This window comes from Sinorhizobium garamanticum (genome assembly GCF_029892065.1).
Taxonomy (GTDB): domain Bacteria; phylum Pseudomonadota; class Alphaproteobacteria; order Rhizobiales; family Rhizobiaceae; genus Sinorhizobium; species Sinorhizobium garamanticum.
Map to the genome: position 1 here is coordinate 320,323 of NZ_CP120373.1, position 23,354 is coordinate 343,676.

Here is a 23,354-nt window from a genome sequence, read left to right on the forward strand (position 1 = left end):
TTGCATTGCGCCGCGCTACGCGCGATGACGGGCCATGTCCACTGAAACAAACATGACGATCCGCCTCGACCAGTTGCTCCTGAACAAGGGTCTGGTCGCCAGCCGCGCCCGCGCGCGCGATGCCATCCAGCGAGGTACCGTCAAGGTCGACGGCCGCACCGTTACCAAGCCCGCCGCCACGTTCGGCGAAGGCGTCGCGATCACCATCGACGATCCGGCGCAGGCGTATGTTTCCCGTGCGGCGCTGAAGCTCGTCGCCGCCCTCGACCATTTCGGCCTCGACCCAACCGGGCAGACCTGCATCGATATCGGCGCCTCGACCGGCGGATTCACGGAGGTGCTGCTCATGCGCGACGCCCACCATGTCGTGGCTGTCGACGTCGGCCACGGACAGATACACCCGCGCATTGCGGAAGATCCGCGCGTCACCAATATCGAAGGGCTGAACGCCCGGGCGATGACGATCGCGGACGTCGGCGATCATGCAATCACCTTCGTCGTTTCCGACGTCTCCTTCATTTCTTTGAAACTGGCGCTCCCGCCCGCGCTCGGCATGGCCGAACCCGGCGCGCATTGCGTGCTGCTCGTCAAGCCGCAATTCGAGGCCGGCCGCGAGGCGATCAGCAAGGCCGGGCTGCTCAAGGATCCGGAGAGCGCCCCTGCCGTCGCCGCCGAATTGGAGCGCTGGCTTGTGGAGGACATGGGCTGGCGGAGCCTTGGTCTCATTCCGTCCCCCATCGCCGGCGGCGAGGGCAATACCGAATTCCTCCTTGCCGGTGTGAAGCCATGAGCACGCAGACCGTCACGATCGCCCGTCTTGGTGCACAGGGCGACGGAATCGCGCAGACCGAAGCGGGCCCGGTCTATGCGCCGTTCACCCTCCCCGGCGAAACCGTCTCGCTTGCCGTCAACAAGGCTCACGGCACGCTGATCTCGGTGAAGGAGTCTTCCCCCGACCGGGTCGAGCCGAAGTGTAGTCACTTCGGCCCCGACGGCGTTAATGGCACCTGCGGCGGCTGCACACTGCAGCACGCATCCGACGACCTGTATCACGCCTTCAAGCGCAATATCGTCATTGATGCGCTGAAGTCGAAGGGATTGACGCCAGAGGTGGCGCCGCTGGTCATTGCCCATCCCGGCGAGCGCCGGCGCGTCGTCTTCACCGCGCGGCGGACCGAGAAGGAATTGCTGCTCGGCTTCAACCAGGCGGAAAGCCACCACATCGTGGCGATCAGCGAATGTCCCATCACGAGCCCGGGCATCGTCTCCCGGCTCGCGACCATTCGCAAGATCGCGGCCGCGATGGCGTCGGGCGCCGAGCCGTTCCGCATCACCGTGCTTGAAACCAACGCCGGTCTCGACCTCGCCTTCGAAGGCATCAAGCTCGGGGACAGAGAGCGTCGCCTGACAGTAGAGGCTGTGTTGGCCGAGCGGGGCATTGCGCGCGTCAGTCTCAATGGCGAGATCATCGTCGAACCCGTTAAGCCGGCGATCGATGTTGGCGGCGTTGCCGTGACACCGCCACCGGGAAGTTTTACCCAAGTGACGCGGCCTGCCGAAGAAGCGATGGCAAGGCAGGTGCTCGAGCATGTCGGCAAGGCCAAACACGTCGCCGACCTTTTCTCCGGTATCGGCACCTTCGCTCTCAGGATCGCGCAGAGGGCGCGCGTGCATGCCGTCGAGGGCGATGACAAGGCGTTGAAAGCGCTGGACTTTGCCGCGCGCAACACGCAAGGCCTGAAGCCGGTGACGATTGAGAAGCGCGACCTTTTCCGCCGACCCATGATGGCACAGGAATTAAAGGCCTATGATGCGGTCGTCTTCGATCCGCCGCGCGCCGGTGCCGAGGCTCAATGCCACGAGCTCGCCCGCTCGGGCGTGAAGAAGATTGCAGCCGTCTCGTGCAATCCTGTGACGCTTGCCCGCGATCTCGCAATCCTCACCGCTGCGGGATATCGGATCACGTCGGTGACGCCGATCGACCAGTTTCTCTGGTCGGCGCATGTGGAAGCGGTCGCGACGCTGGAAAAACCCCAGAAATGACGAAGGCCCGGCAGCTACCGGGCCCCCAAATGTTTCCAGTCGCCTCTGATCAGGCCGCCCGGCGTCGGTAGCTTGCGGCGCTCGAATGGGTCGCCTGCGTCCCGCCAAGGTTGAACTGAGCGAGCAACGCGTTGAGTGCTGCCGCCTCCTGAGCGAGGCCGTGGCTTGCCGCCGTCTGTTCCTCGACCATCGCCGCGTTCTGCTGCGTGCCCTGATCCATGGTGTTGACGGCAGTATTGATCTCCTGAAGACCGGTCGACTGCTCGCGCGTCGCGGTCACGATCGCGCTGACGTGCTTGTTGATCTCCTGCACCTCGGCAACGATCGCTTCCAGTGCGCGGCCGGTGTCGCCGACGAGCGTCACGCCGGAACGCACCTGGTCGCCTGACGTCGTGATCAACGCCTTGATTTCCTTGGCGGCGTTGGCCGAACGCTGGGCGAGCTCGCGCACCTCCTGGGCGACCACGGCAAATCCCTTGCCGGCCTCGCCCGCCCGGGCCGCCTCGACGCCGGCGTTCAACGCCAGGAGGTTGGTCTGGAAGGCGATGTCGTCGATGACGCCGATGATGTTGGAAATCTCACCGGACGACTTCTCAATCGCGTGCATCGCCTGGACGGCGTTCTGCACGACTTCACCCGACTTCTCGGCACCGGCGCGGGTGCGGGCGACGAGTGCTCCGACCTCTTCCGCCCGGTGCGCGGAATCCTTCACCGTCGTGGTGATCTCCTCGAGCGCCGCGGCCGTTTCCTCGACTGAAGCTGCCTGCTGCTCCGTGCGACGGGCAAGATCGTCGGCGGCCGAACGGATCTCGCTGGCGCCGGCATCGATAGCGCGGGCGTTGACTCCAACCGCACGGAGCGTGTCGTGCAGCTTGGAGACCGAGTTGTTGAAATCGGCCCTCAGGCGATCGAGGCGATCGGCGAAGGGAGTTTCGATGCGGAAGGCGAGATCGCCGTTGGCCAGCCGGCCAAGGCCGGTCGCAAGCGCGTCGACCGCCTGCTGGACTTCCGCCGCATCGCGCGCCTTCTGGGCCTCTCGGTCCAGACGCTCGCGCTCGGAGAGCGAACGGTTGGCGTCCGCTTCGTCCTCGAGACGCGCGCGCTCGACGGCATTGGACCGGAAGACGGCGACGGCTGCAGCCATCGACCCGATCTGGTCGCGACGCGCCTCGCAGGGGATTTCGACGTCGATGTTGCCGGCGGCGAGCTTTTCCATGGTGCCAGTCATTTCGGTGATCGGCCGGATAACCAGGCGGCTGAGCAGCGTCGCGAGAAAGGCGATCATGACACCGACAGCGAGGATCGTCGCGACGGTAGCGGCGACGCGGAACTGGCTGATCGCCGAATAGGCGACGTCCGCATCCACGACGAAGCCGACATACCACTCGACCGAGGGAAGCCCCTTGACCGGGACAAAGCTGACCAGCATCGGCTTGCCGTCGAGCTCGGTATTGACGATGCCGCTACCGATCTTCGGCGTGCCGACCGGAAAGGCGTCGGCGAGCGTCTTCGTCACCAGCTTGGCATTCGGATGAACGAGAATTTGGCCTTCCTTGTTGGCAAGGAACGCGAAACCTTCGCCACCGACGTCGATCGAGTTGACCATGGAGACCAAGGTCTTCAGCGAGAAGTCGCTGCCTGCCACGCCGTAGAGCTTGCCGTCGTGCTTGACCGGCACAGCTGCGCTGATGATCAGATCGCCGCTGGAGGCGTCGATGTAGGGTTCGGTGAGCACGCGAGCATCGGCCTTGACGGCCTGCTGATACCAGGGGCGCTGCCGCGGATCATAGCCTTCCGGCATCGGCATTTCAGGCCAGGTGATGAACTTGCCGCTTTCGTTGCCGACATAGGTGGAGATGAATTCGGCGGTGAGAACGTCGTTCTTCAGAACCGGCTGGACACCGGCGTCGTCTCCGACGCGGCCGATGGCGTCGGCGACCATGGCCGTCAGCGTCACACGACCGTTCAGCCAGTTGGCGACGCTTGTCGCCGCCTGGTTGCCGGACGAGGCGATATTCTCCTCGACCGCCTTTGTAGTCGCAGCATTCTGTAGCGTATCGATATAGACGGAAAAGCCGGCAAAGGCGCCGACGACAACGCAGGATGCGGCAACGAGAATGCGCGTCATGAGATTCGATCGTTTGGACAAGGAAGGGCTCCCCTGGAGTGGCCGGCATTCTTCGCCGGACATGAGCTCGTGAGATTTCCCGCGAATAGCGGATCGGTCGCGGCAAGCGACGGACGAAGTTGCGGGAAAATGATGGACATGCCGCGAAGGCAAAACCGGCCATGCTTCATGCGGCCAGGGCCGCCCGCGCGACAGGCGTCCGCCTGTTCTCAGGGACGCCCGGCGCTCTTCTTCGGAACATCTTGTCCGCTTTTTCGTGTTTCCACTTTGAAGCCGGGATGCTCGAGGGGAAGGCCTACTGAGGCTGCACGCTAGCGACTGCTATTTAAGAACCGATTAAAATTGACATATGCAAGTTGAGGATATCCGCGGCAATGCGATCGCCATACGCGCGACACGCGATTGGCTGTCGCGCACCCGAAACTGGCTCGAAATCGCCGCGGAACTAGAGCCCTTCAGGGTTAAATGGAAACAGTTCTGTTGGCTCAAACGGAGTCGGATGGTCGACCGGCCGGCGCGCGGCGTAGCCAAAGCATACGGCCAAGCCGGCCGGCCGATCAGGCGGCCCGTTTCAGCCAACCCGAAGGGCCGGGCATCTTTCCGCCAGGCTCAGAGGCGATCGGCTCAGACGTACATCCGAGTACGCCCCTTCGCCGATCGCCTCTGCCCTGACGAAAACCTGCTCCGGCAGAACTGCTTCCATTTAACCCTGAAGGGCTCTAGCGGCGCATAAAGGCCTCGAAGGCCGCCCGCGCTTCCGCGCTCTTCAACTGCGCCGCAAAGTGCTGAGCCTCCTCGTCGATGCGAGCGAGCACGTCACTTCGATCCCCACGAATGAGGTCACGCGCGATGCGCAGAGCCTCCGGCGGCTTCCTGGCGAGGCGCGCCGCGAGCGAGAGCGTTTCTTCCTCCACCGCTTCCTGGCCGACGACCTTCCAGATCAACCCGGCCTGCAAGGCATCGGCGGCCGCGAGCGGTTCTCCAGCGGCGAGAAGCGCGAAGGCGCGCTGGTGCCCCATGATGCGCGGCGCGATCAGGCTGGATGCCGCCTCAGGCACCAGCGCGAGGTCGACGAAGGGTGTCTTGAAGACCGAGCGTGCTGAAGCAACCGTCAGGTCGCAGTGAAGATGGATGGTCGTGCCGATGCCGATCGCCAGGCCGTCGACGCCGGATACGACCGGCTTTCTCGCGCCCGCAAGCGCTCGCAGGAACTCGAGCACCTCGGTCCCCATCGTCCCGCCCAGGGCAAAGGCGAGAAAATCGGCCATGTCGTTTCCGGCGGAAAAGCATCCTTCCGTACCGAGGAAGGCCGTGACCCGGACAGCCGGATCGGTTCCCGCCACCGTCAGCGCGTTCGTCATCTTCGCGTACATCTCGCGCGTGATAGCGTTCTTCTTTTCCGGCCGGTTGAAGCGGATAACCTGGACGCCGGGGAAGGCCTCCGGGCGTTCTACAAGCACATGATCGGTCATGAGTTCCCCTTCCACGTCAAACGAGAGCGACGCGCGCGGCTGCAAGACTTGCGGCGCCACTAACGACGCGATCCTTGAGCGCGCCTGTTTCCGCGAGCAGGTTCTCCGCCGCGAACCGGCAAAGCGCGATGCGCGCATCTTCCTTTCCGTCGCCGGCGTCCGCCATCCCGCCCTTGGCGAGATAGGCGCCTGTCAGCACGAGCCCGAAGAGACGCTGATAGGCGGTTGCACCGGACAGCGCATCAGTAAGCTTTCCGCCACCCAGCGCAGCCAGCAGCCATTCGCTTGCGTCGGAGAGATCGGCGATCGCAGCATCGAGCCGCACCGCCGTCTCGCCGAAGCCCTTCCTGTTCGTGGCCCTGACAGCGGCGGCGATCTCACTCAGTTCGGCAATGAAGTCGCGCACATGTGCACCGTCGGACAAAGGCAGTTTGCGGGTGACGAGATCGATCGCCTGGATGCCGTTGGTGCCTTCATAGATCGGCGCAATGCGTGCATCGCGCAAGTACCGGGCGGCCCCGGTTTCCTCAATGAAGCCCATGCCACCATGCACCTGGACACCCAGGGACGCGACATCGACGCCGGCATCGGTGGCGAAGGCCTTTGCGATCGGTGTCAGCAGGCTCGAACGCTCCTGCCAATGGCGGGCCTGGTCGCCCTTGCTGGCGTGCGCCATGTCGACGGCGTGGGCGCAGGCATAAGCGATCGCGCGCGACCCTTGAGTCAGCGCCTTCATCGTCAAGAGCATGCGGGCGACGTCCGGATGCTCGATGATCGGGCTCATGCCCTCGCCGCTCCAGCCGGGCGCCCGGCCCTGCGTGCGTTCCTTGGCATAGTCGATCGCCTTCTGGGTGGCCGCGTCGGCGATCGCGACACCCTGGATGCCGACAGCGAGCCGGGCGTTGTTCATCATCGTGAACATGCAGGCGAGGCCACGGTTCTCCTCGCCGACCAGATAGCCGACCGCACCCTTTTCGTCGCCGAACTTGCCGTCACCATAGATCATCGTGCAGGTGGGCGACCCGTGAATACCGAGCTTGTGCTCGAGCGAGTGGCAGAAAAGATCATTGCGGGCTCCGAGCGAGCCGTCGGTGTTGACAAGGAACTTCGGCACGAGAAACAGCGAAATGCCTTTCGTGCCGGCGGGCGCGTCCGGGAGGCGCGCGAGCACGAGATGGACGATGTTGTCGGTGAAGTCGTGCTCGCCCCAGGTGATGAAAATCTTCTGGCCGAAGATGCGATAACTGCCGTCGTCGCGACGTTCGGCCCGCGTCTTGAGCACGCCCAGATCGGAGCCGGCATGCGGCTCCGTCAGATTCATCGTTGCGGTCCACTCGCCCGAAACCATTTTCGCGAGATACGTCGCCTTCAGCGCTTCGGAGCCGTGCTTTTCCAGGGCTTCGATGGCGCCCATGGTCAAGGTGGGGCCAAGCGCGAACGCCAGCGAGCCGGCGTTCCACATCTCCATCGCGGCGACGTGTAGCATGTGCGGCAGGTTTTGCCCGCCGAAGGCCTCGGGCGCTGTCAGTCCGTTCCAGCCGCCGTCGATCCAATTGTGATAGAGATCGCGCCAGCCATCCGGCGTCTTGACCGCACCGTCGACGAGCTGCGCGCCCTGCCGGTCACCGACGTCGCCAAGGGGGGCCACCTCTTCCGTCGCAAAACGCCCGGCTTCCGCAAGGATCGCATCGACCAAATCCTCACCAAGCTCACCAAAAACACCGGCGTCCAACGCCTCGGCCATGCCGGCCACGTGCTTCAGTGTGAATGCGATCTCGTCGACGGGTGCCTTGTACATGATATCCTCCCCGTGCAGCCATTGCCATTGTCGACCACGCTGCGCGTCCTGTTCAAACCGACACTATTTATTTTTACGTAAACGTCAACGTCAATTGCAGTCGGTTCGAACTGCGTAGGATTGTAACAAAACTGTCATCGAGGGCGATTAGAAGCCGAGTCCGGATTGCCCTCGGCAAGGCGCTGCGATGAACCTGATTTCTCCCGAGATACCGGGCCTTGTCTGGGCCTACCGCTTCATACCGGGGGAAAGCCGATGCCAGCGCATCGCAGCCGACGCCTCGGTAGAGAGCCTCTCGGCAGGCGACGGTTGGGTCTGGCTGCACCTGGCGCTCAGCGATGCGCGCACGCCCACGTTGATCGAACGCATCAGCAAACTGCCGCAGGCCGCGATCGCCACGCTGACCAGTCACGACACACAGGCTGCGATCACCGTTTCCGAGGACGTTGTCCATGGAACGCTGGTGGACTTCGAGCGCACGTTCGACGCGGTCACCAAGACGATCGGCTGGCTGCATTTCGCGGTCAGCGACAAGATCATCATCACGACGCGGCTGCACCCGCTGCGCAGCCTCGACCGCGTGAAGGCGGCCGTCGAGAAAAGCGCCAAATGCAACCGGCCGATCGACCTCTTCGAAATGCTGGTTGTCGAGTTCCAGAGAACGTTGATCACACTCGTCCTGGAACTGACCGAAGAGTTGAATGTCATCGAGGATCATGTCTACGGAGAGGCTGGCCATAGGCAGCAACCAGGGCTGGCACCGCTGCGCAGGACTGTGGTGCGACTGCATCGGCATCTGCGGACCATTCTCGCCCTCTTGCGGCGGGCCGGGGCATCGGAGGAGGACGAGGTGCCGCCGGGTTTCATCGACGCGTCCGAGAGGCTTTCCGATCGACTGGAGGCGGTAGACCGGGATGTCTTCGCACTCCAGGAACGCGCGAGGCTTCTGCACGAGGAAATCGACAGCAAGATTTCCTCGGAGACCAATCGGCATCTTTATATTCTGTCGCTGATGACGGCGTTCCTTCTGCCGCCGACGCTGGTGACCGGTTTCTTCGGCATGAACACGGGAGCCCTGCCCTTCGCCGATGGAAGCGGCACGCTCTACGCGGCGTTGATCATCGCCTTCTCCATGGGCCTTGCCTGGCTCATTCTCCGCCGGATCGGCATTCTGTAGGACACAGCGGTGTTCGCAGTGGAAAGGCCGCAACTCTGCGGCCTTCGTCATCCGGCTTTTAAGTCAGGTCGCCTCAGCTGTAGGGCGAATAGCACTGCCGCCGCGAGCCGCCATAGGGCTGATAGGTATTGTCATAAGCCCTGTAAGAGCGATAACGGGCATAGCACCATTCGACGTGCCTGTTGCCATAGCGAACAACCGGCGGACGGGCGACCGGTGGACGGACGATCGGTCCGCCGATAATCACGCCAGTGCCGAAGGCTCCCCTTGGGTACCACCAGCCATCGTAATAGCGATAGCCAGGGCGATAGTAACGATAGCCGCGGTAGCCGTTGTAATAATAACGGTCGCCGTAGCGATAATATCCGCGCGGCCGGTATTGGACGTCGGTGACTTCGCTCTCAGCTTCGATTTTTGGAGGCGTGGGTGTGAAAGCCTGCGACGGTGCGGCGGACGTCGCCAGCAACAAGGCGGCGAACGCCGCCGAGAGCCACTTCCCAGTCATTGTCTTCATGGTTTCCTCCATGACCGAAAGCCAGAAATCAACGGCGGAGGACGCATAAGTACCGGGTTTTTTCCCTCTTTTTGGAACATGCAGCCGGCGATTGCACCTCGCCATCGCAACACTTAGTGGACGGATGGCGGGATGAAAACCGCCTCGGCAAGGATTTTGCCGGTCAGATCGGCCACAATCCAAAGCCGAACTTGCGCATGACGCTTCTGCTGGAGGTCGGTGTACAGGAGCGATCGTCTCGCGCAGGATCGACAGGGGGCTGAGATTTACGACCTTTTAACGCTAATGTCGGCAATCTCAGAGAATGGAAAAGCGGGGACTCTCGATCTGGGGGATGATCTTGCGCCTGGCGGCCCTTATGGGCCTGACCTTCGCGGCGGTGCATGTTCACGCGCGTGATCTCGAACCCTGGAAGCAGCGGCAGAACGCCATCATCGTCGATGCCTATGAATTGAACAGCATCGACTGGGAAGCGATGCTGAAGGACAAGCGCATCGTCGGCTTCATCGCGAAAGCCTCCGACGGCCTGCCCGAAAGTTTTTCCTGCACCGGAGATCATGGCGGCGATACGGTCGCCCATTGCAAGACGATGTGGCGCAAGTACGCCGTCAGCCGCGAACTCTACCAGACGCGCCGAATGATCGCCCGCTCGCACGGGCTGCTCTGGGGCGCCTATCATCTGGCCCGGCCCGGAAATCCTGTCGATCAGGCCAACCATTTCCTCGACTATGCCGATCCCCGTGACGACGAGGTGATGGTCCTCGACCTCGAGGGGATCGATCCGGAAAAATTCATGTCGCTGGAGGACGCCGCCATCTTCGCCGGGCATATCAGGGCCCGCACCGGCCGCTACCCGATCCTCTACACCAACCACATCACCGCGAAATACATCGCCGCCAACCGTTACAAGCACCGGCTGTTGTCGCGTCTTCCGCTCTGGTACGCCCGCTATAAGCCGGACATCCGCACGGTCTTTCCGATGGGGAACTGGGACAGCTACGCCCTCTGGCAGTTCTCCTCTTCGCACAATTGTGGCAAGCGGCGCTGCCCCTACCGGGTGCCCGGCACGCTTAACGATATCGACGTCAACGTCGCCGCCATGTCGGCCTCCGCGCTAAAGGCCGTCTGGGCACAGGGCGCCCTGCTGCCCGAGAAACCGCCGGTGTTGACCGTTGTCGCCTCGGCGACGCGCGGGACGGCGCCGGCGGCCAGCGCCAAGGCGGTTGTCTCCCTCGATCGGCCTGCCTTCCTCGTCAGCCGCGCGACGGCCGCAAGCAAGTCCGGCAGCGGCGTCGACATGACCGTTACCGGCTCGATTGCCGTAAAAGCAGCCGAAGCACACCTGCCCCACCAGGCGGAGCGGCGCTAAGGCCCCGTTCCAGGAAGCCGCGGCCCTTACGCCTCGATCTGCACGTCGCCGAGCGGCCGCGAGCAACAGGCAAGGATGTAGCCTTCCTCGATCTCGTCATCGAGAATGCCGCCATTGTGATTCATCTCGACATCGCCGGCGACCTTCATCACCCGGCATGTACCGCAGATGCCGCCCTCGCAGGCAGCGCCGATCCGGACGCCGTTGGCGCGGGCCGCCTGCAGGATGGTTTGACCTGGCACGACCGTCACGTCCTTGCCGCTCATGGTGAAGGTTACCCGCGCCGCCTCCGCCGAGGCCCCGGCGCCGGGTCCGGCGCGCACCGCAAGCTCCTCGGCCGCCGGTGCAGCGGCAGGCTGGAAGCTCTCTTCGTGATAGCGCACCATATCGAAGCCGGCGCCCTTCAGCATCTCCCTGACGCCGCGCATGAAGGGTTCAGGCCCGCAGCAAAACACCGTCCTCTCCAGGAAGTCCGGCGCGAGCAGAGGCAATTTCGTCGCATCGATGCGACCACGCAGCCCGTGCCAGCCGTGGCGCGCCTCATGACCTTCGACGAGAAACCCGAGATTGAGCCGCCGCATTTGCCGGGCGAGAACCTCCAGTTCGGAGCGAAACAGGAGATCCTCCGGCCGGCGCGCGCAGGAAATGAAGGTGACGTCCGTGTCGGGCGCGCAGTCCGCCATCCACCGCGTCATCGACATCATCGGCGTGACACCCGAGCCGGCCGAGACAAATAAGTATTTCTCACCCGGATGGCGAACGAAGCTGAAATCCCCGAGCGGCCCGAGCGCCTTCAGCCTCATGCCCGGTTTCAGATTGTCGAACATCCAGCGCGTGCCGATGCTGTCCGGCTGCGCCTTGACGGTAACGGCAACCGAGAGCGGACGGGATGGCGAGGATGACAGCGTGTAGGTGCGCATCACCGGTTCATCGCCGACGGGCAGTTCCAGCGTGACGAACTGCCCCGGCAGATAACGGAACCAGGCAGGTTTGTCCGAGCGGAAGGTGAAGGTCATCACGTCCGTGGTCTCGACCACGGACGATATGCATTCAAGCATATGCTGCCGATCGATCCACGGGTGCAACTCATCGAAATGGCGGAAGGAAGAGCCCATTTCCATGGTTATGCCACCCGCGAGAGAGGAGCTACGTCGCCCTGCAGCCGGCTCTGCATGAAGTTGCAGTACCATTCGACGAACTGCATCACGCCGCCCTCGTGCTCGGCCGAATACGGGCCTGGCTCATAGGCCGGCGAGCGGACGCCAAAGGCGTTTTCCTCGACGATCTGGCGATCCTGGTCGTTGGTCTCGGTCCAGACGTGGATGAGATCCTCGATGGTGTAGTCGACACCTTCGACGGCATCCTTGCTGACCAGCCATTTGGTGGTGACCTGCGTCAGTTCCGGCCCGAGCGGCAGCACGCGGAAGGTGATCGCGTGATCGCCGAGCACATGGTTCCAGGTGGTCGGGTAATGGAAGAGCAAGAGCGTGCCGATCCCGCGCTCGCTGACGCCCGCGGAAAGCTGTTTGCGGACCGCCGCGTGTCCGGACATGGTGTAGCTCTCAGCCCCGTTGATCAGCGGCATCCGCGTCATCCGGAACTGGCCGGTCGGCGCAATCCTGAAGGTGCTCGGAAGCCCCGCTGCCTCGCACCTTTCCCAATGGGAGCCGATCTCCGGATCATCCATCGCACCCTGGACACCGGTCACCGTCGGGGCTTCCGGGTAGGTGCGGCAAAGCTCCGGATGGTTGGCAGCGCAATGATAGCACTCGCGGTTATTCTCCCAGACAAGCTTCCAATTGCCCTTTTCGACGATCGTGCTCTCATAGGCGACCTTGGTTTCGCCAAGGCGATGCGGCGCGAGGTAGGCTGCGGCCGTTTCACGGAACGGCTGGAAGTCCATCGGCTGGTCGGCGAGGCTGATGAAGATGTAGCCGCCAACCGTTTCGCAATGGACAGGCTTCAGGCTGTGCTGAGCCGGGTCGAAGCCTTCGGGCATCTGCCGCGCGAAAAGCAGCTTGCCGTCCAGTTCGTAGGTCCACTGATGATAGGGACAGACGAGCTTGGCCGATGAGCCCTTGTGCTGCGTGCAGACGCGCGAGCCGCGGTGGCGGCAGGAATTGTGGAGCGCCCGGATCGTTCCCTGCCGGTCGCGGACGACAACGATCGGATAGTCGCCGACCTGAACGGTAAAGTAGTTCCCGGCTTTCGGAATTTCGCAGTCGTGGCCGATGAAAAGCCAGTCCCTGTACCAGATGTGCTCGAGGTCTTGCCGGTAATAATCCGGGTCGGTATAGAAGGCCCGGTCGAGGCTATAGCCCTCACGGCGGTTTGTGAGCCGGCGCAGCATATCGTTCTGAATGTCCATGTCCTGTCCTCGTTCATCAGTTCGGAGAGGCAGGACAGGAACCGACGCCGACAATGATGCCGGCGCGTCAAAGGCTCCGATCCGGCTGCCCGCCGCAACCAGTTACGGTCGATTTTCGTCCCAAGGCTGGTTTCCGGGCTCTGGAGCGGCCCCAGAGGGACCCGCCCGGCGCCTTCCCGGACACACCGTCCAGTGGCCTTTTGCCGTGGCTTTCGCTCCACCACCGTTGCGGGGGCAGCGCCGGGATCTGACCGGCTTCCCAATTCTCCGCCCTCCCTGGAGCGGCACCTTGAGTGTTCATATCTAAGCGCGCGCAGTGTCTTTCCATTTGCCGATTGACGACATCCGCTTCCGGAAAGACGACACGATATTCTCGTGTTCAATCGCGAAGCAGCCATCAAGATTATTCATTATAAACAATGTGATAGTGGAAAATTTAAGCAATTGGCGATTTTTTCGGCAGCGCCATCTCCGGCACGAAGTGGACCGGCCATTTTGCGACATCGTCCCGAGCGAGCGCCATCGACGAATGCGTTTGAAAAATCATCTGTTAACCGTGAGGGGCTAGCATTCCGAGACGGATCACTTCTTTTCGCGTGCAGGATGGCGCCGACGCTAATGGCAAAGCTCAGATATTATGACGCCGCCCCGAGAGCCTCGCTGCCGGCGCCGAGGACCACACCACATGCGGAGTTCCTCCGAACCGGACGGATCGACCGCCGACGGCACTGGGTAGCCGAGCAGCGGCGCTATCTGACACATGAGGAAGTCGCCGAGCGCACGGGGCGGAAACTGGCGGCGGCCGGAGAGACCACCCACAAGCGGCTCAACGCTTTCCATGCATCGATCCAGTTTCCGAGGATGATCTTTCACCGCACGCTGCCGAACAGTCCGCATCTCGGCTACTGCCATGTGACCGCCGCGAAAACGCATCTCGAGCCTTCTCACGACATCACCTGGGCCTTCTATTTCGCGAACTTCTTCTCCGATCTCGGTGACGAGACCCATTTCTTCGATCGAATACAGCGGCGTTATTCGCGTATGTACTTCGCCGTGGCCATCGAGCCCGGCGGAGACGAAGGGCAGATGGTCATCAACCGCAATGTACGGGGCAACGGCCTGATCTTCCGGACGCAGGACCCGAAGGTAGCGCTGAAGAACGTCCTGATGCTGGGTGCACGGGACGACGCGCTGCGCCAGATCATTCGCAGTCTCTGACCCAAGCTTGGTCGGCATCTCTTTTACGCATGTCGTCATCCCAAACCGCTGCACACTTTGGGCGACATGCGGTCCTTGCTTTTATGCATGCCGTTGTCCCAAAACTGCTGCACACGTTCGGGCGACATGCATTGACGAAGAAAATCGTTCTGTTTTGCCGGCACGTCCGTTAAGGAAGCGTCGGAAAGGGCAAACGGGACCGCCATGGCCGAAATCATCGACACACGCACAGAGCCGGACCGGGCGATCGGGCAAGCCTGCGCCGTTCTTTCCCAGGGCGAGCCGGTCGCGATCCCGACGGAGACGGTTTACGGCCTTGCGGCGGACGCGACAAACCCCGACGCGATCAGCCGCATTTACGAGATGAAGGGCCGGCCCCGTTTCAATCCGCTGATCTGCCATGTCTCGGATATGGCGATGGCCGAGGCGCACGTAACGTTCGACCCGATCTCGCGCCGGCTTGCGGAGGCCTTCTGGCCGGGGCCTCTAACTCTTATCCTGCCGCAACGGCCGGAAAGCACCGTCCATGCACTTGCTTCGGCCGGCCTCGACACGCTTGGCATTCGCATGCCCGACGGCTTTTCACGGCAGGTGATTGCTCACTTCGGACACCCGCTTGCAGCGCCGAGTGCCAACACGTCCGGCAGGATCAGCCCGACCAGCGCAGCCCATGTGCAAGCCGACCTCGGCTCCAAGCTGAAACTCATCCTCGACGCCGGCCCGGCTGAAATCGGCCTGGAGTCGACGATCATCAAGGTTGAAGACGGCACGCTGCGGCTCCTCAGGCCCGGCGGGTTGGACGCCGGTGAGATCGAGAAACTGACCGGGCGCGAGGTCGTGCGGCCCGAAAACGCTGGCGCGACGATCGAGGCGCCCGGCATGCTTGCGTCGCATTACGCGCCGGGTGCAGCCGTAAGGTTGAATGCTGAGGAAGTGCGGGCGGGAGAGGCGTTGATCCGCTTCGGCGGCAGGTCGCTTCCCGGCGAGGGCGAAGCGACGATCGTGCTGGACCTGAGCCCCCACGGCAACCTTCGCGAGGCGGCCGCCAACCTCTTCGACTACATGAAGCGAGCGGATGCAAGCGGCGCTCGGACGATAGCCTTCGGGCGCGTTCCGGAAGAAGGTCTCGGGGAAGCAATTATCGATCGCCTGCAGCGGGCGGCAGCGCCTCGATCACGATGATTTTGCGTCCAATCGACCCAAAATCATAAACGGGATCGATTCTAATAAGTTAGAGCGGGATGCGGGCGGAAAACCGTGCACACTTTTCCTCATCCCGCTCTAGAGGCTGAACAATTCGCAGGAAAACGAGGGAACGATCATGACGACCATACTTTCTCCCGAACTGATCGCCTCTTTCATCGATATCGTCGGCAGCGGCCATGCACTCAGCAGCCCGGCGGAAACCGCGCCTTATCTCGTCGAATCGCGCGGGCTCTATCACGGCACCACGCCGCTCGTCCTCAGGCCAGGCTCCGTTGATGAAGTCTCGCGCATTATGCGCCTGGCAAGCCAAACGCGTACCGCGATCGTCCCGCAGGGCGGCAATACCGGACATGTGGCCGGCCAGATTCCCCGCGAGGGAAAAGCCGACATGGTTCTTTCGCTCGAGCGGCTGAACCGCATCCGCGACATCGATCCCGTCGGCAACATCATCGTGGCCGATGCCGGCTGCATCCTTGCCGATATCCAGAAGGCGGCGGACGATAATGGGCGCCTCTTTCCGCTGTCGCTCGGCTCTGAAGGATCCGCCCGGATCGGCGGCAATCTCTCGACCAATGCCGGCGGCACGGCCGTGCTCGCCTACGGCAATATGCGCCAGCTCTGCCTGGGGCTGGAGGTCGTGCTGCCGACCGGCGAAATCTGGGACGGATTGCGGCGGTTGAAAAAGGACAACACCGGCTACGATCTTCGAGATCTCTTTATCGGCGCAGAAGGAACGCTCGGCGTCATCACCGGCGCCGTCTTGAAACTATTCCCGAAGCCGCTTGGCCATCAGGTAGCATTTGCCGGCCTTAACAGCGTCGAGGATGCGCTTGCCCTTTTCGACCGGGCTTCGAGCCTCTGCGGCCCGGCTCTGACGGGCTTCGAGCTGATGCCGAGAATAGGTATCGAATTCACCACGGGACATATTCCCGGCGTGCGCGATCCGATGCCAACGGTCCATCCCTGGTACGCGTTAATCGATATCTCCACCTCGGATTCCGCCGAAAGTGCAGAGCGCATGATGCAGGGCGTGCTCGAGGCGGGCATCAGCGATGGACTTGTCGAAAACGCCGTCATCGCGACGAGCGAGGCGCAGCGCAAGGCGCTGTGGCACATGCGCGAGAGCATGTCGCCGGCACAGAAACCGGAAGGCGGCTCCATTAAGCACGATGTTTCGGTGCCCGTGTCGAGCATCCCCGCCTTCATGGCCGAGGCCGATGCCGCCATCATGAGAGCGATACCCGGGGGCCGTATATGCGCCTTCGGTCACATGGGCGACGGCAACATCCATTACAATATTTCCCAGCCGGTCGGCGCCGACAAACAGGCCTTCCTCGACCGTTGGCGTGAGATAAACGCCATCGTCCACGTCATCGTGCTGAAGCATGGCGGATCCATCTCGGCGGAGCACGGCATCGGTCAATTGAAGCGCGATGAGCTTGCGGAAATCCGCCCGGCAATCGAGATCGAACTGATGCAGCGCATCAAGCATGCCTTCGATCCTGCAGGCATCATGAATCCCGACAAGGTGCTGCGCTCAAGCTCTGCGTGATCGATTCCGGATGCAGGCAGAAAAGCGCTCCCCCCGCTAACCGCCCATCCTGAGCTGTGTCAGTTGCATCAGCGTGTCGGCACTGATGCCGAAACCACTGCTGCCTGACAGGATGGTGGCTGCGGCGGAGACATCGGTGTTGTTCTCGACGTCATAAAGCGCGGTGAAGCGCTGCAAGAGTTTTTCGAGCTTCTCGGGATCGTGGAGATCCTCGATATTCATCACACGCTTGATGTATTCGGCTTGAATATCGATGTCGCTGCTTGCCATCTCCTGCGGGATGCTGAAGGCGGTTCTGACCACCTGCATCAAGGCGCTGTCGGCAAGAAGGTCGTAAACCGTGTTGACCTCCGAGGCCATGCGCTTGAAATAGAGCGCCAAGCGGACACCGGCATTGTCCTCGCCGGCGTTTTCTTCCAGCGTCTGGTTGAGGTAAAGATCCATCGTCGCAATGATGCCGCGCCGGGTCTGGATCTCGCCTGCGGCTCCGCGAGCAAGCTTTCCTTCAATGTCGAAATTGAAAGACGCCACGATCTCGCGATAGCGGGTATCGCTCACCGTGTTGATAAGGCTTTCCGGATCATCGAGATCGGAAACAAACATCTCCCTAAGGTAGCTGGTCTCGACGGTCTCAGGATCGATGCCCGCGGCGACAAGGACGAAATCGACCAGGCGCCGATTACCGAGCAAGTCGTCGAGCGTTTCGATCTTCTGCATCTCGGCACTGTAGTATTTGGCCTCTTCCTGCGCCTTGGCCTTGTCTTCGTCGGTGCCAAAGCGGCTCTTTTCGATGACATAGGCCTTGGATGTATTGAGGATTTCGGCCTCGGACTGTGCAAGTTTCGGCGCGCCAAGCGAGCCGTCGGGCTCGAAGTTGAACGCCTTCGCAAGCTTCACGTAACGCTCGTCCTTGAGAGAGTTGGCATAGCTGTCGGGGTCGTTGAGATCGCTGGTCAGGACCCGCCGCAGCTTGCGCAAGCTGTCCCCCTCTTCCTCAAGGCCGAAAGCGCGCAGCGTAAGCGTCATCATGCTGGGATCGTTGAGCAGATTATCGACGCTTGTCAGCGTGTTGATCAGCAGCTTGAACCGGGAGATCAAAGCCTCGTCCGCAGCATCGTCCTTGTCGTTGTAATGGATCAAATAGCCATCGGATGTGGTGGCGATCTGCGCCGCGGTCTGCGCGTCGTCGCCGCTGGCGAGCGTGCCGTCGGTCTGGAAATTGAAGGCGGCTGCCATGGCCTTGTAAGCCTTATTGTATTCGCCGCCCATGGTGTTGGCGTAGCTGTTCGGATCGTCGAGGTCACTGGTCAGGATATTCTCGACGGTCGTCGTCAAGGTGCTCGGCGGCAGTCCGAAAGCGGTCACCACATAACTCAGCAAACGGGCATCGGCCTTCAACGCGGCGACCGTCGTGATGCTACCGATCTTCGACTCATAATAGCTCTTGTTGAGCAGGGCCTCGGCAGAGGTAACACGGTCGCTGGCGTTGAGGATGTAGCTCTCGTTGATGGCGCTCTTTTGCGTCGCGCTTTGCGGCAGCGTGCTGGCGGGCAGGCTCCCGTCGGTCTGGAAATTGAACGCCTTCGCGAAATTCAGCGCCGTGTTGCTGCCGAGCTTGTTAACGTAGCTGTTCGGATCGTTGACGTCGCTCGTCAGAATCTGTCTCAAATGGGAATAGGACGTGTATTTGGGATCGAAACCGAAGGCCTTCATCGCATAGGTCCTGAGGCGCTCATTGCCCAGGAACTGGTCGACATTCGTCACGGTATCGATGACCGCGTTGTAGTAGCTCGTCTCGGCATTGAGCACATTCGACTCGTTGGCGATCGTCTCGCTGTAAAGCCCGATCAGCGCATCGGTCTGGGCGTCGGTCTGCGCAACGGCGGTAGACGAGCCGAAACTGAACGCTTCGGCGAAATTGCGATACCGCTCGTCCGTCAGGCGATTGGCAAAGCTGTTGTCGTCTGCAAGATCGCTCTCGAGGACCTTTCGCATGAAAGCGACCGCATAGGTCATGTCCTCAAGGCCGTGGGCCTTCATTGCGTAGGAATAGAGACGGTAATCGTCGAGAAATTCGTCGACCGACGTCACCTTGCCGATATTCGATTTGTAGTATTCGGCCTCGCGCGCAACCAGCGGCTGGATCGACACGCGATTGAGACTGACCCTCATGTCGCGGGTGATGAGATTGTAGTCGATATAGGTCGAAACCATGCCGCCGCCTTGTCGATTGCCAGCGGGCCTAAGCCCACCAAAACAGAATTCTGACGCCACATCATGTCGCCGGAGACTTGTGTGTGGCTTTTCCGGCGCTCGTTCGCTGTTCAAAAAATCCCGGCAATTTCGTTGACGAAGAAGAAACCTTGACGGGTCGGCTTTTGCTAACCATCGGGCTACGCAAAGTTTTTTTAACCGCGATTTTTAAGCCGTCCGGAAGAGCGGCTGCCTATTCTCCCGCCCATAGAGGACGAAAAGTCCCGACGAGAAGACCGGGAACCGGCTCTCAAGGAAAAACAAGGGCGATTGAAATGCGCAACACACTTTCTCAACCGGCTTGGGTTGAAAACAAACTGAGGCTCGATCCGAAGCGTTTTCCACAGCAGGCAACCTACGCCTTGCGTGGCCATGCCGGCGATGTCACCATCAGTCTTGACGAACGTGGCGCTGTTTTGCGCAAGGTGCTACCATCGAGCGGCCTGCCGCTTTCGATCGCGTTGCCTGCGCGAGCGTTCAAGGGTGTTGCAGCGCGGGCGATCGACCATGGCGACGGGGAGGTTACAGTGACGCTCGAACTCCATCACGACGATCCGGATCTCTGCATCCCGCTGCTCGTCGCCCACGACCTTTCCGATATTGCCGCCGACTGGCGGGCCTGGGCCGAAGCCTATCGCATCCCGATGCTGATGGTCGAAGCCGATGGTGTCGCGCGACCGCTGGAAGAGCATCTCGGCGATGTCCGCACGGCTCCGGTGAAACCGCGTCGCCGCCACTCCTTTTTCGCAGAGCGCCGCCCGCGCTTTCTCGTGCGCCGCTCGACCGGGGCACTCGGCGTTCACATGAAAATCGACGGGCGCGAGATTATCGCCCGAACCTGATTTCCTCTCCCATCGACTTCCAGTGCGAGGACCGGCCGAACCCCTGCGGCCGGTCCTCGTCATTTGGCGCTTGCGATGCCGCGCACGTGGGTAAAATCTGCCGAGGAGGTTTTCCACATGTTGCGGGCAAATGTTACCGCAGAAACAGTGGCTTCGCCTTCATCATGCCATATGCGCTCCATAGCCAAGGCACGAATGAAGGAGATATCGCATGCGCAAGCAACTGCTCGCCATCCTCACTGCCATCCGGGCCGCTTTCCGTGCACGTACTGCCGTCAAGCCGCGCAAGTCCGATGGCGGGCCGAGTTGGGCGTAAGAGGCGCCAAGAATGGATTGACGTGACCGAAATGCCCGGTCGAACTGAAGCCACGCGTCCTCCGGACCCAGCCGGAGGATTTTTTATATGAGACGTACGAGCAGCGTCAGAACAAGGCCGGCGAAAACAATGAGGCCGACGACGCTGTTGAACTTGAACAATGCAAGGCATTGCAGCGGGTCATGGATATTCAGCACCAGGATCTGATAGCCAAGCATCACGGCCGCGACCAGAAGAGCCGCATAAGCGAAGAAGCCCGCTCCCGCCGCGACAAAGGCAAGCAGCATCAGCAAGACGGCCAATCCATAGAGCCCGATCAGCCACGGTCGGGGATTGTCACCGAACCGGCGCGCGGTCGAACGGACGCCGATCAGTTCGTCATCCTCCCTGTCCTGATAGGCGTAGATGGTGTCGTAGCCAATGGTCCAGGCGATCGCGGCGCCGTAGAGGATGACGCAGGCAAGGGACAGTTCGCCGAACTCCGCCGACCAGCCCATTATGGCGCCCCAGGAGAAAGCAAGGCCGAGGAAGAATTGCGGCCAGTCCGTGAAACGCTTGGCAAAGGGATAGATCGCCACCAGCGCCAGCGACAGCATGCCGAGAAAAACAGTGAAGCCGTTGAATTGCAGCAGGACGAGCAGACCTACAAGGGCCTGCAGCACCATGAAGGCCTTGGCCTGGAAGCGCGTGACGCGCCCGGAAGGCAGGGGACGCGACCGCGTGCGCGCCACTTCCATATCGATATCGTGGTCGACGATGTCGTTGTAGGTGCAGCCGGCGCCGCGCATCGCGATCGCTCCGACCGTGAAAAGGACAACGTGGAACAGGAAGCGGCCTGCCGAGAAGCTGCCGAGGCTTGCCGCCGTCGCGGAAGCCAGCGCGGCCGACCAGAGGCAGGGCCACAACAAGAGCTGCCAGCCGATCGGCCTGTCCCACCGGGCAAGCTGCGCATAGGGCCAGAATGCGCGCGGCAAGACGCGATAGACCCAGTTGTTGGACGGTGCGTCGTGAACGCGGCCGGAGTCTAGAGAGGAAGTGTTCATCGCTCCTGTTTGGCTCCCCGGGGCCGGGCGGTCAAGCGGCGGCGCTCCGGTCCACAGTCGCCACTGGATGTATCCTTAAATCCTAGCCGATTTAAGGATAAGAACATGCGGTAATTCAAGGTGCGACAGCGTCCTTTGCACGTCCGATTCAACACAGCGGCGCCGTCGGCCGTCAGGGAAGAGTAAAGTCGAAGCGATAGGTCGCGGAAACCCCGACCAGAAGCTGGTTGCGGCTGCCGCGTTCGCGCACAAGGCTCGAATCGGCGGCGGGGCCCATCAATCGCCGGTACTCGGTATAGGCGCTGGTCTCCAGCTTCTCGGTCGCCTGCCAAGTGATCGCAGCGCCGAGGCCGGCGGACTGGATGCCGCCGCCCGGATCATAGGCGCTGAGGCCAGACGCAGCCGATTCCCTGTTGTTCACACCGTAATAGGTGTCGAAATAATCGCTCGTCGCAGCCGTCAGCCGCGGACCGCCGGAAACGCGTACTGTGTCGCTGACATCGACGAAGGCGTCCGCCGCAACGTCCGCGACGACACCGTGATGGGTGCGGATACCCTGGCGGACCTCGGCACGCAGACGCATCCAATCGGTCGGATAGACTTCGGCGAAGCCGCCGACTTCGCCGCCGAACTTGACCGGATCGAGGCCCTTCAGGTCGCTCGACTTATCCTCGTCGCGCTCGAAGAGCAGCTTGCCCACGACGCCTGCCCGGAACCCGCCCTGATCGAGGATCGCGTAGGACATATTGTCGTTGCGCGACGAGAAACGCACGCTGCTGCCGGCTTTGCCGAGCGAGACCATTGGCGCCGCCTGGAACATCCGATCCGAAGCGCCTTCGTATTTCGGGCCGGTGAAACCGGTGGCGCCGACCTTCAGATACCAATCGCCCGACCACATAAAGCGGCCGTCTTCGGCCGAAGCCGCGCCGGCCAGCAGGAAAAATGTTCCAGAAAGAAAAGCAAAACGGATACGCAATGAACAACTCCGGTGAATCATTCGCCAGGCGGGTGGATCGTGCCGGGCACGAGCGAGGGAGAGCGCTCGGATGTGATACAACCAGCGCTTTATCTGTGGTGTGTTCCTACGATTCCGTTAACCAGGTCAATTCAGCTTTCGTTTCCCATGGCATCTTATCGGTCAGCTTGACTGGTCGCGCAGATAGAGGCTTGGCGGTGCGCCAAGCATGCGCCGGAACATGGTCGTGAACGCCGCGACATTCTCGTAGCCCGCATCGAGCGCCACGGTGGTGATCGGTTCGCCGTCTGCGAGGCGCGGCAGCGAGCCGAAGATGCAAGCCTGTTGCCGCCAGGTGACGAAGCTGATGCCGGTCTCGTGCCGAAAAAGGCGCGTAAAGGACCGACGGCTGATGCCCATGCGATCGGCCCATTGATCAATGGTCGCGGTCGCGGAAGGCGCCTTCAGGAACTGCCGGCACAGGGAGGCAAGCCTCTGGTTCTGCGGAAAAGGCAAGCCCAACGGTCGCTCCGCAAGCCGCGGGATCTCCGCCAGCAACAGATCCATGATCAATTGCTCCCGCCGCTCCGACGACGCTTCGTCTTGAGCACCGACCAACGCATCAATAAGGCTGCCGACGAGCGCGGTGATCTCCAGCACGAGCGGCCGATCCGCGCGGCTGGCGGCAGCGGAAATGTAGATCGAATGCATCCGCACATCGCTCACCATCTCCGCCGAGTGTTCCGTGCCGGCGGGGATGAGCAAGGCGTGGCCCGGAGGGATCATCCAGCGCCCGCCTGGCGTATGCACCAAGACGACTCCGCAGCGCGCCCACCACAACTGCGTGCGGCTATGGCTGTGTGGTGGGATCCTCAAACCGGAGGCGTAGTCCTTGCCAATCGCCAGGACGGCAGCGTTCGCTTTCTCAATCCGCTCCAGGCTTCTGAAATGATCCGCATCCGGCAGTTGCGGCGGATAATTCCTTCTCGACTTCAACATTTTGGCCCACTCGCGAAAGAAATGGACCAAATCACAAAAGCAGGCCAGCGACAAGCCGTCTAGAGATGACCTGCAGTTCAACAGGTGAGCCGTTCGCAGGG

The 23,354-nt window shown here is 61.9% G+C and carries 18 protein-coding genes and 1 riboswitch; of the genes, 8 read left to right on the forward strand and 10 right to left on the reverse strand.

All coding sequences use genetic code 11. The annotated features are described in order from the left end of the window. Positions 1 to 34 precede the first annotated feature (34 nt). Positions 35 to 790 carry a TlyA family RNA methyltransferase gene (locus PZN02_RS01600; protein WP_280659903.1) on the forward strand — a complete coding sequence of 252 codons (756 nt, stop codon included), beginning with the start codon at positions 35 to 37 and terminating at the stop codon, positions 788 to 790. Continuing rightward, positions 787 to 2,043 carry a class I SAM-dependent RNA methyltransferase gene (locus PZN02_RS01605; protein ID WP_280659904.1) on the forward strand — a complete coding sequence of 419 codons (1,257 nt, stop codon included), beginning with the start codon at positions 787 to 789 and terminating at the stop codon, positions 2,041 to 2,043. The genes PZN02_RS01600 and PZN02_RS01605 overlap by 4 nt, the downstream gene beginning before the upstream one ends. Positions 2,044 to 2,092: 49 nt before the next feature. Here the strand turns inward: PZN02_RS01605 and mcpU are convergent, their stop codons facing one another. The 3 genes from mcpU to PZN02_RS01620 form a co-directional block, all read right to left on the reverse strand. Continuing rightward, positions 2,093 to 4,192, reverse strand: a complete 2,100-nt coding sequence (gene mcpU / locus PZN02_RS01610) for a methyl-accepting chemotaxis protein McpU (protein WP_483414601.1) — start codon at positions 4,190 to 4,192, stop codon at positions 2,093 to 2,095. 698 nt (positions 4,193 to 4,890) lie between these two features. Next, a complete protein-coding gene (locus PZN02_RS01615) occupies positions 4,891 to 5,643 on the reverse strand; it encodes a crotonase/enoyl-CoA hydratase family protein (protein WP_280659906.1) in 753 nt (250 codons plus the stop codon). A 16-nt stretch (positions 5,644 to 5,659) separates the two neighbouring features. Then, complete coding sequence (locus PZN02_RS01620; RefSeq protein WP_280659907.1) at positions 5,660 to 7,441, reverse strand: acyl-CoA dehydrogenase family protein; 1,782 nt, start codon at positions 7,439 to 7,441, stop codon at positions 5,660 to 5,662. A gap of 187 nt (positions 7,442 to 7,628) precedes the next feature. On the opposite strand from PZN02_RS01620, the gene PZN02_RS01625 reads away from it, so the two are divergent. After that, positions 7,629 to 8,618 (forward strand): transporter, encoded by a 990-nt coding sequence (locus PZN02_RS01625; RefSeq protein WP_280659908.1) that lies wholly within the window; start codon positions 7,629 to 7,631, stop codon positions 8,616 to 8,618. A gap of 73 nt (positions 8,619 to 8,691) precedes the next feature. Here PZN02_RS01625 and PZN02_RS01630 read toward each other — a convergent pair whose 3' ends face one another. Continuing rightward, positions 8,692 to 9,123 (reverse strand): BA14K family protein, encoded by a 432-nt coding sequence (locus PZN02_RS01630; RefSeq protein WP_280661576.1) that lies wholly within the window; start codon positions 9,121 to 9,123, stop codon positions 8,692 to 8,694. Between the two features lie 313 nt (positions 9,124 to 9,436). Between PZN02_RS01630 and PZN02_RS01635 the strand changes: the two genes are divergently transcribed. Then, entirely contained in the window at positions 9,437 to 10,501 is a 1,065-nt protein-coding gene (locus tag PZN02_RS01635) for a glycoside hydrolase family 25 protein (protein WP_280659909.1), read from the forward strand. Between the two features lie 26 nt (positions 10,502 to 10,527). Here the strand turns inward: PZN02_RS01635 and PZN02_RS01640 are convergent, their stop codons facing one another. Together PZN02_RS01640 and PZN02_RS01645 are read right to left on the reverse strand one after the other, a co-directional pair. After that, positions 10,528 to 11,622 (reverse strand): FAD-binding oxidoreductase, encoded by a 1,095-nt coding sequence (locus PZN02_RS01640; RefSeq protein WP_280659910.1) that lies wholly within the window; start codon positions 11,620 to 11,622, stop codon positions 10,528 to 10,530. 2 nt (positions 11,623 to 11,624) lie between these two features. Beyond that, positions 11,625 to 12,869 carry an aromatic ring-hydroxylating oxygenase subunit alpha gene (locus tag PZN02_RS01645; protein WP_280659911.1) on the reverse strand — a complete coding sequence of 415 codons (1,245 nt, stop codon included), beginning with the start codon at positions 12,867 to 12,869 and terminating at the stop codon, positions 11,625 to 11,627. Positions 12,870 to 12,976: 107 nt separating this feature from the next. Beyond that, a riboswitch (cobalamin riboswitch) is annotated at positions 12,977 to 13,176 on the reverse strand. A 311-nt stretch (positions 13,177 to 13,487) separates the two neighbouring features. Between PZN02_RS01645 and PZN02_RS01650 the strand changes: the two genes are divergently transcribed. From PZN02_RS01650 to PZN02_RS01660, 3 genes are all read left to right on the forward strand, one after another. Next, complete coding sequence (locus tag PZN02_RS01650; RefSeq protein ID WP_280659912.1) at positions 13,488 to 14,087, forward strand: DUF6656 family protein; 600 nt, start codon at positions 13,488 to 13,490, stop codon at positions 14,085 to 14,087. Positions 14,088 to 14,291: 204 nt separating this feature from the next. After that, positions 14,292 to 15,269, forward strand: a complete 978-nt coding sequence (locus tag PZN02_RS01655) for an L-threonylcarbamoyladenylate synthase (RefSeq protein WP_280659913.1) — start codon at positions 14,292 to 14,294, stop codon at positions 15,267 to 15,269. A gap of 139 nt (positions 15,270 to 15,408) precedes the next feature. Next, positions 15,409 to 16,845, forward strand: coding sequence for an FAD-binding oxidoreductase (locus tag PZN02_RS01660; RefSeq protein ID WP_280659914.1), 1,437 nt, complete (start codon positions 15,409 to 15,411; stop codon positions 16,843 to 16,845). A 36-nt stretch (positions 16,846 to 16,881) separates the two neighbouring features. Here PZN02_RS01660 and PZN02_RS01665 read toward each other — a convergent pair whose 3' ends face one another. Beyond that, entirely contained in the window at positions 16,882 to 19,059 is a 2,178-nt protein-coding gene (locus tag PZN02_RS01665) for a DUF1217 domain-containing protein (protein ID WP_280659915.1), read from the reverse strand. Between the two features lie 314 nt (positions 19,060 to 19,373). On the opposite strand from PZN02_RS01665, the gene PZN02_RS01670 reads away from it, so the two are divergent. After that, positions 19,374 to 19,940, forward strand: coding sequence for a DUF6101 family protein (locus PZN02_RS01670; RefSeq protein WP_280659916.1), 567 nt, complete (start codon positions 19,374 to 19,376; stop codon positions 19,938 to 19,940). Between the two features lie 399 nt (positions 19,941 to 20,339). Here the strand turns inward: PZN02_RS01670 and ubiA are convergent, their stop codons facing one another. The 3 genes from ubiA to PZN02_RS01685 form a co-directional block, all read right to left on the reverse strand. Then, a complete protein-coding gene (ubiA, locus tag PZN02_RS01675) occupies positions 20,340 to 21,299 on the reverse strand; it encodes a 4-hydroxybenzoate octaprenyltransferase (RefSeq protein WP_280659917.1) in 960 nt (319 codons plus the stop codon). 172 nt (positions 21,300 to 21,471) lie between these two features. Then, positions 21,472 to 22,296 (reverse strand): MipA/OmpV family protein, encoded by an 825-nt coding sequence (locus tag PZN02_RS01680; RefSeq protein WP_425336261.1) that lies wholly within the window; start codon positions 22,294 to 22,296, stop codon positions 21,472 to 21,474. 141 nt (positions 22,297 to 22,437) lie between these two features. Further along, a complete protein-coding gene (locus tag PZN02_RS01685; protein WP_280659919.1) occupies positions 22,438 to 23,253 on the reverse strand; it encodes an AraC family transcriptional regulator in 816 nt (271 codons plus the stop codon). Positions 23,254 to 23,354: the final 101 nt, after the last annotated feature.

Coding starts and splice junctions, on each gene's coding strand:
- PZN02_RS01600 (WP_280659903.1), top strand. CDS start 35: ATGTCCACTGAAACAAACATGACGATCCGCCTCGACCAGTTGCTCCTG.
- PZN02_RS01605 (WP_280659904.1), top strand. CDS start 787: ATGAGCACGCAGACCGTCACGATCGCCCGTCTTGGTGCACAGGGCGAC.
- PZN02_RS01615 (WP_280659906.1), bottom strand. CDS start 5,643: ATGACCGATCATGTGCTTGTAGAACGCCCGGAGGCCTTCCCCGGCGTC.
- PZN02_RS01620 (WP_280659907.1), bottom strand. CDS start 7,441: ATGTACAAGGCACCCGTCGACGAGATCGCATTCACACTGAAGCACGTG.
- PZN02_RS01625 (WP_280659908.1), top strand. CDS start 7,629: ATGAACCTGATTTCTCCCGAGATACCGGGCCTTGTCTGGGCCTACCGC.
- PZN02_RS01630 (WP_280661576.1), bottom strand. CDS start 9,123: ATGACTGGGAAGTGGCTCTCGGCGGCGTTCGCCGCCTTGTTGCTGGCG.
- PZN02_RS01635 (WP_280659909.1), top strand. CDS start 9,437: ATGGAAAAGCGGGGACTCTCGATCTGGGGGATGATCTTGCGCCTGGCG.
- PZN02_RS01640 (WP_280659910.1), bottom strand. CDS start 11,622: ATGGAAATGGGCTCTTCCTTCCGCCATTTCGATGAGTTGCACCCGTGG.
- PZN02_RS01645 (WP_280659911.1), bottom strand. CDS start 12,869: ATGGACATTCAGAACGATATGCTGCGCCGGCTCACAAACCGCCGTGAG.
- PZN02_RS01650 (WP_280659912.1), top strand. CDS start 13,488: ATGGCAAAGCTCAGATATTATGACGCCGCCCCGAGAGCCTCGCTGCCG.
- PZN02_RS01655 (WP_280659913.1), top strand. CDS start 14,292: ATGGCCGAAATCATCGACACACGCACAGAGCCGGACCGGGCGATCGGG.
- PZN02_RS01660 (WP_280659914.1), top strand. CDS start 15,409: ATGACGACCATACTTTCTCCCGAACTGATCGCCTCTTTCATCGATATC.
- PZN02_RS01665 (WP_280659915.1), bottom strand. CDS start 19,059: ATGGTTTCGACCTATATCGACTACAATCTCATCACCCGCGACATGAGG.
- PZN02_RS01670 (WP_280659916.1), top strand. CDS start 19,374: ATGCGCAACACACTTTCTCAACCGGCTTGGGTTGAAAACAAACTGAGG.
- ubiA (WP_280659917.1), bottom strand. CDS start 21,299: ATGAACACTTCCTCTCTAGACTCCGGCCGCGTTCACGACGCACCGTCC.
- PZN02_RS01680 (WP_425336261.1), bottom strand. CDS start 22,296: ATGATTCACCGGAGTTGTTCATTGCGTATCCGTTTTGCTTTTCTTTCT.
- PZN02_RS01685 (WP_280659919.1), bottom strand. CDS start 23,253: ATGTTGAAGTCGAGAAGGAATTATCCGCCGCAACTGCCGGATGCGGAT.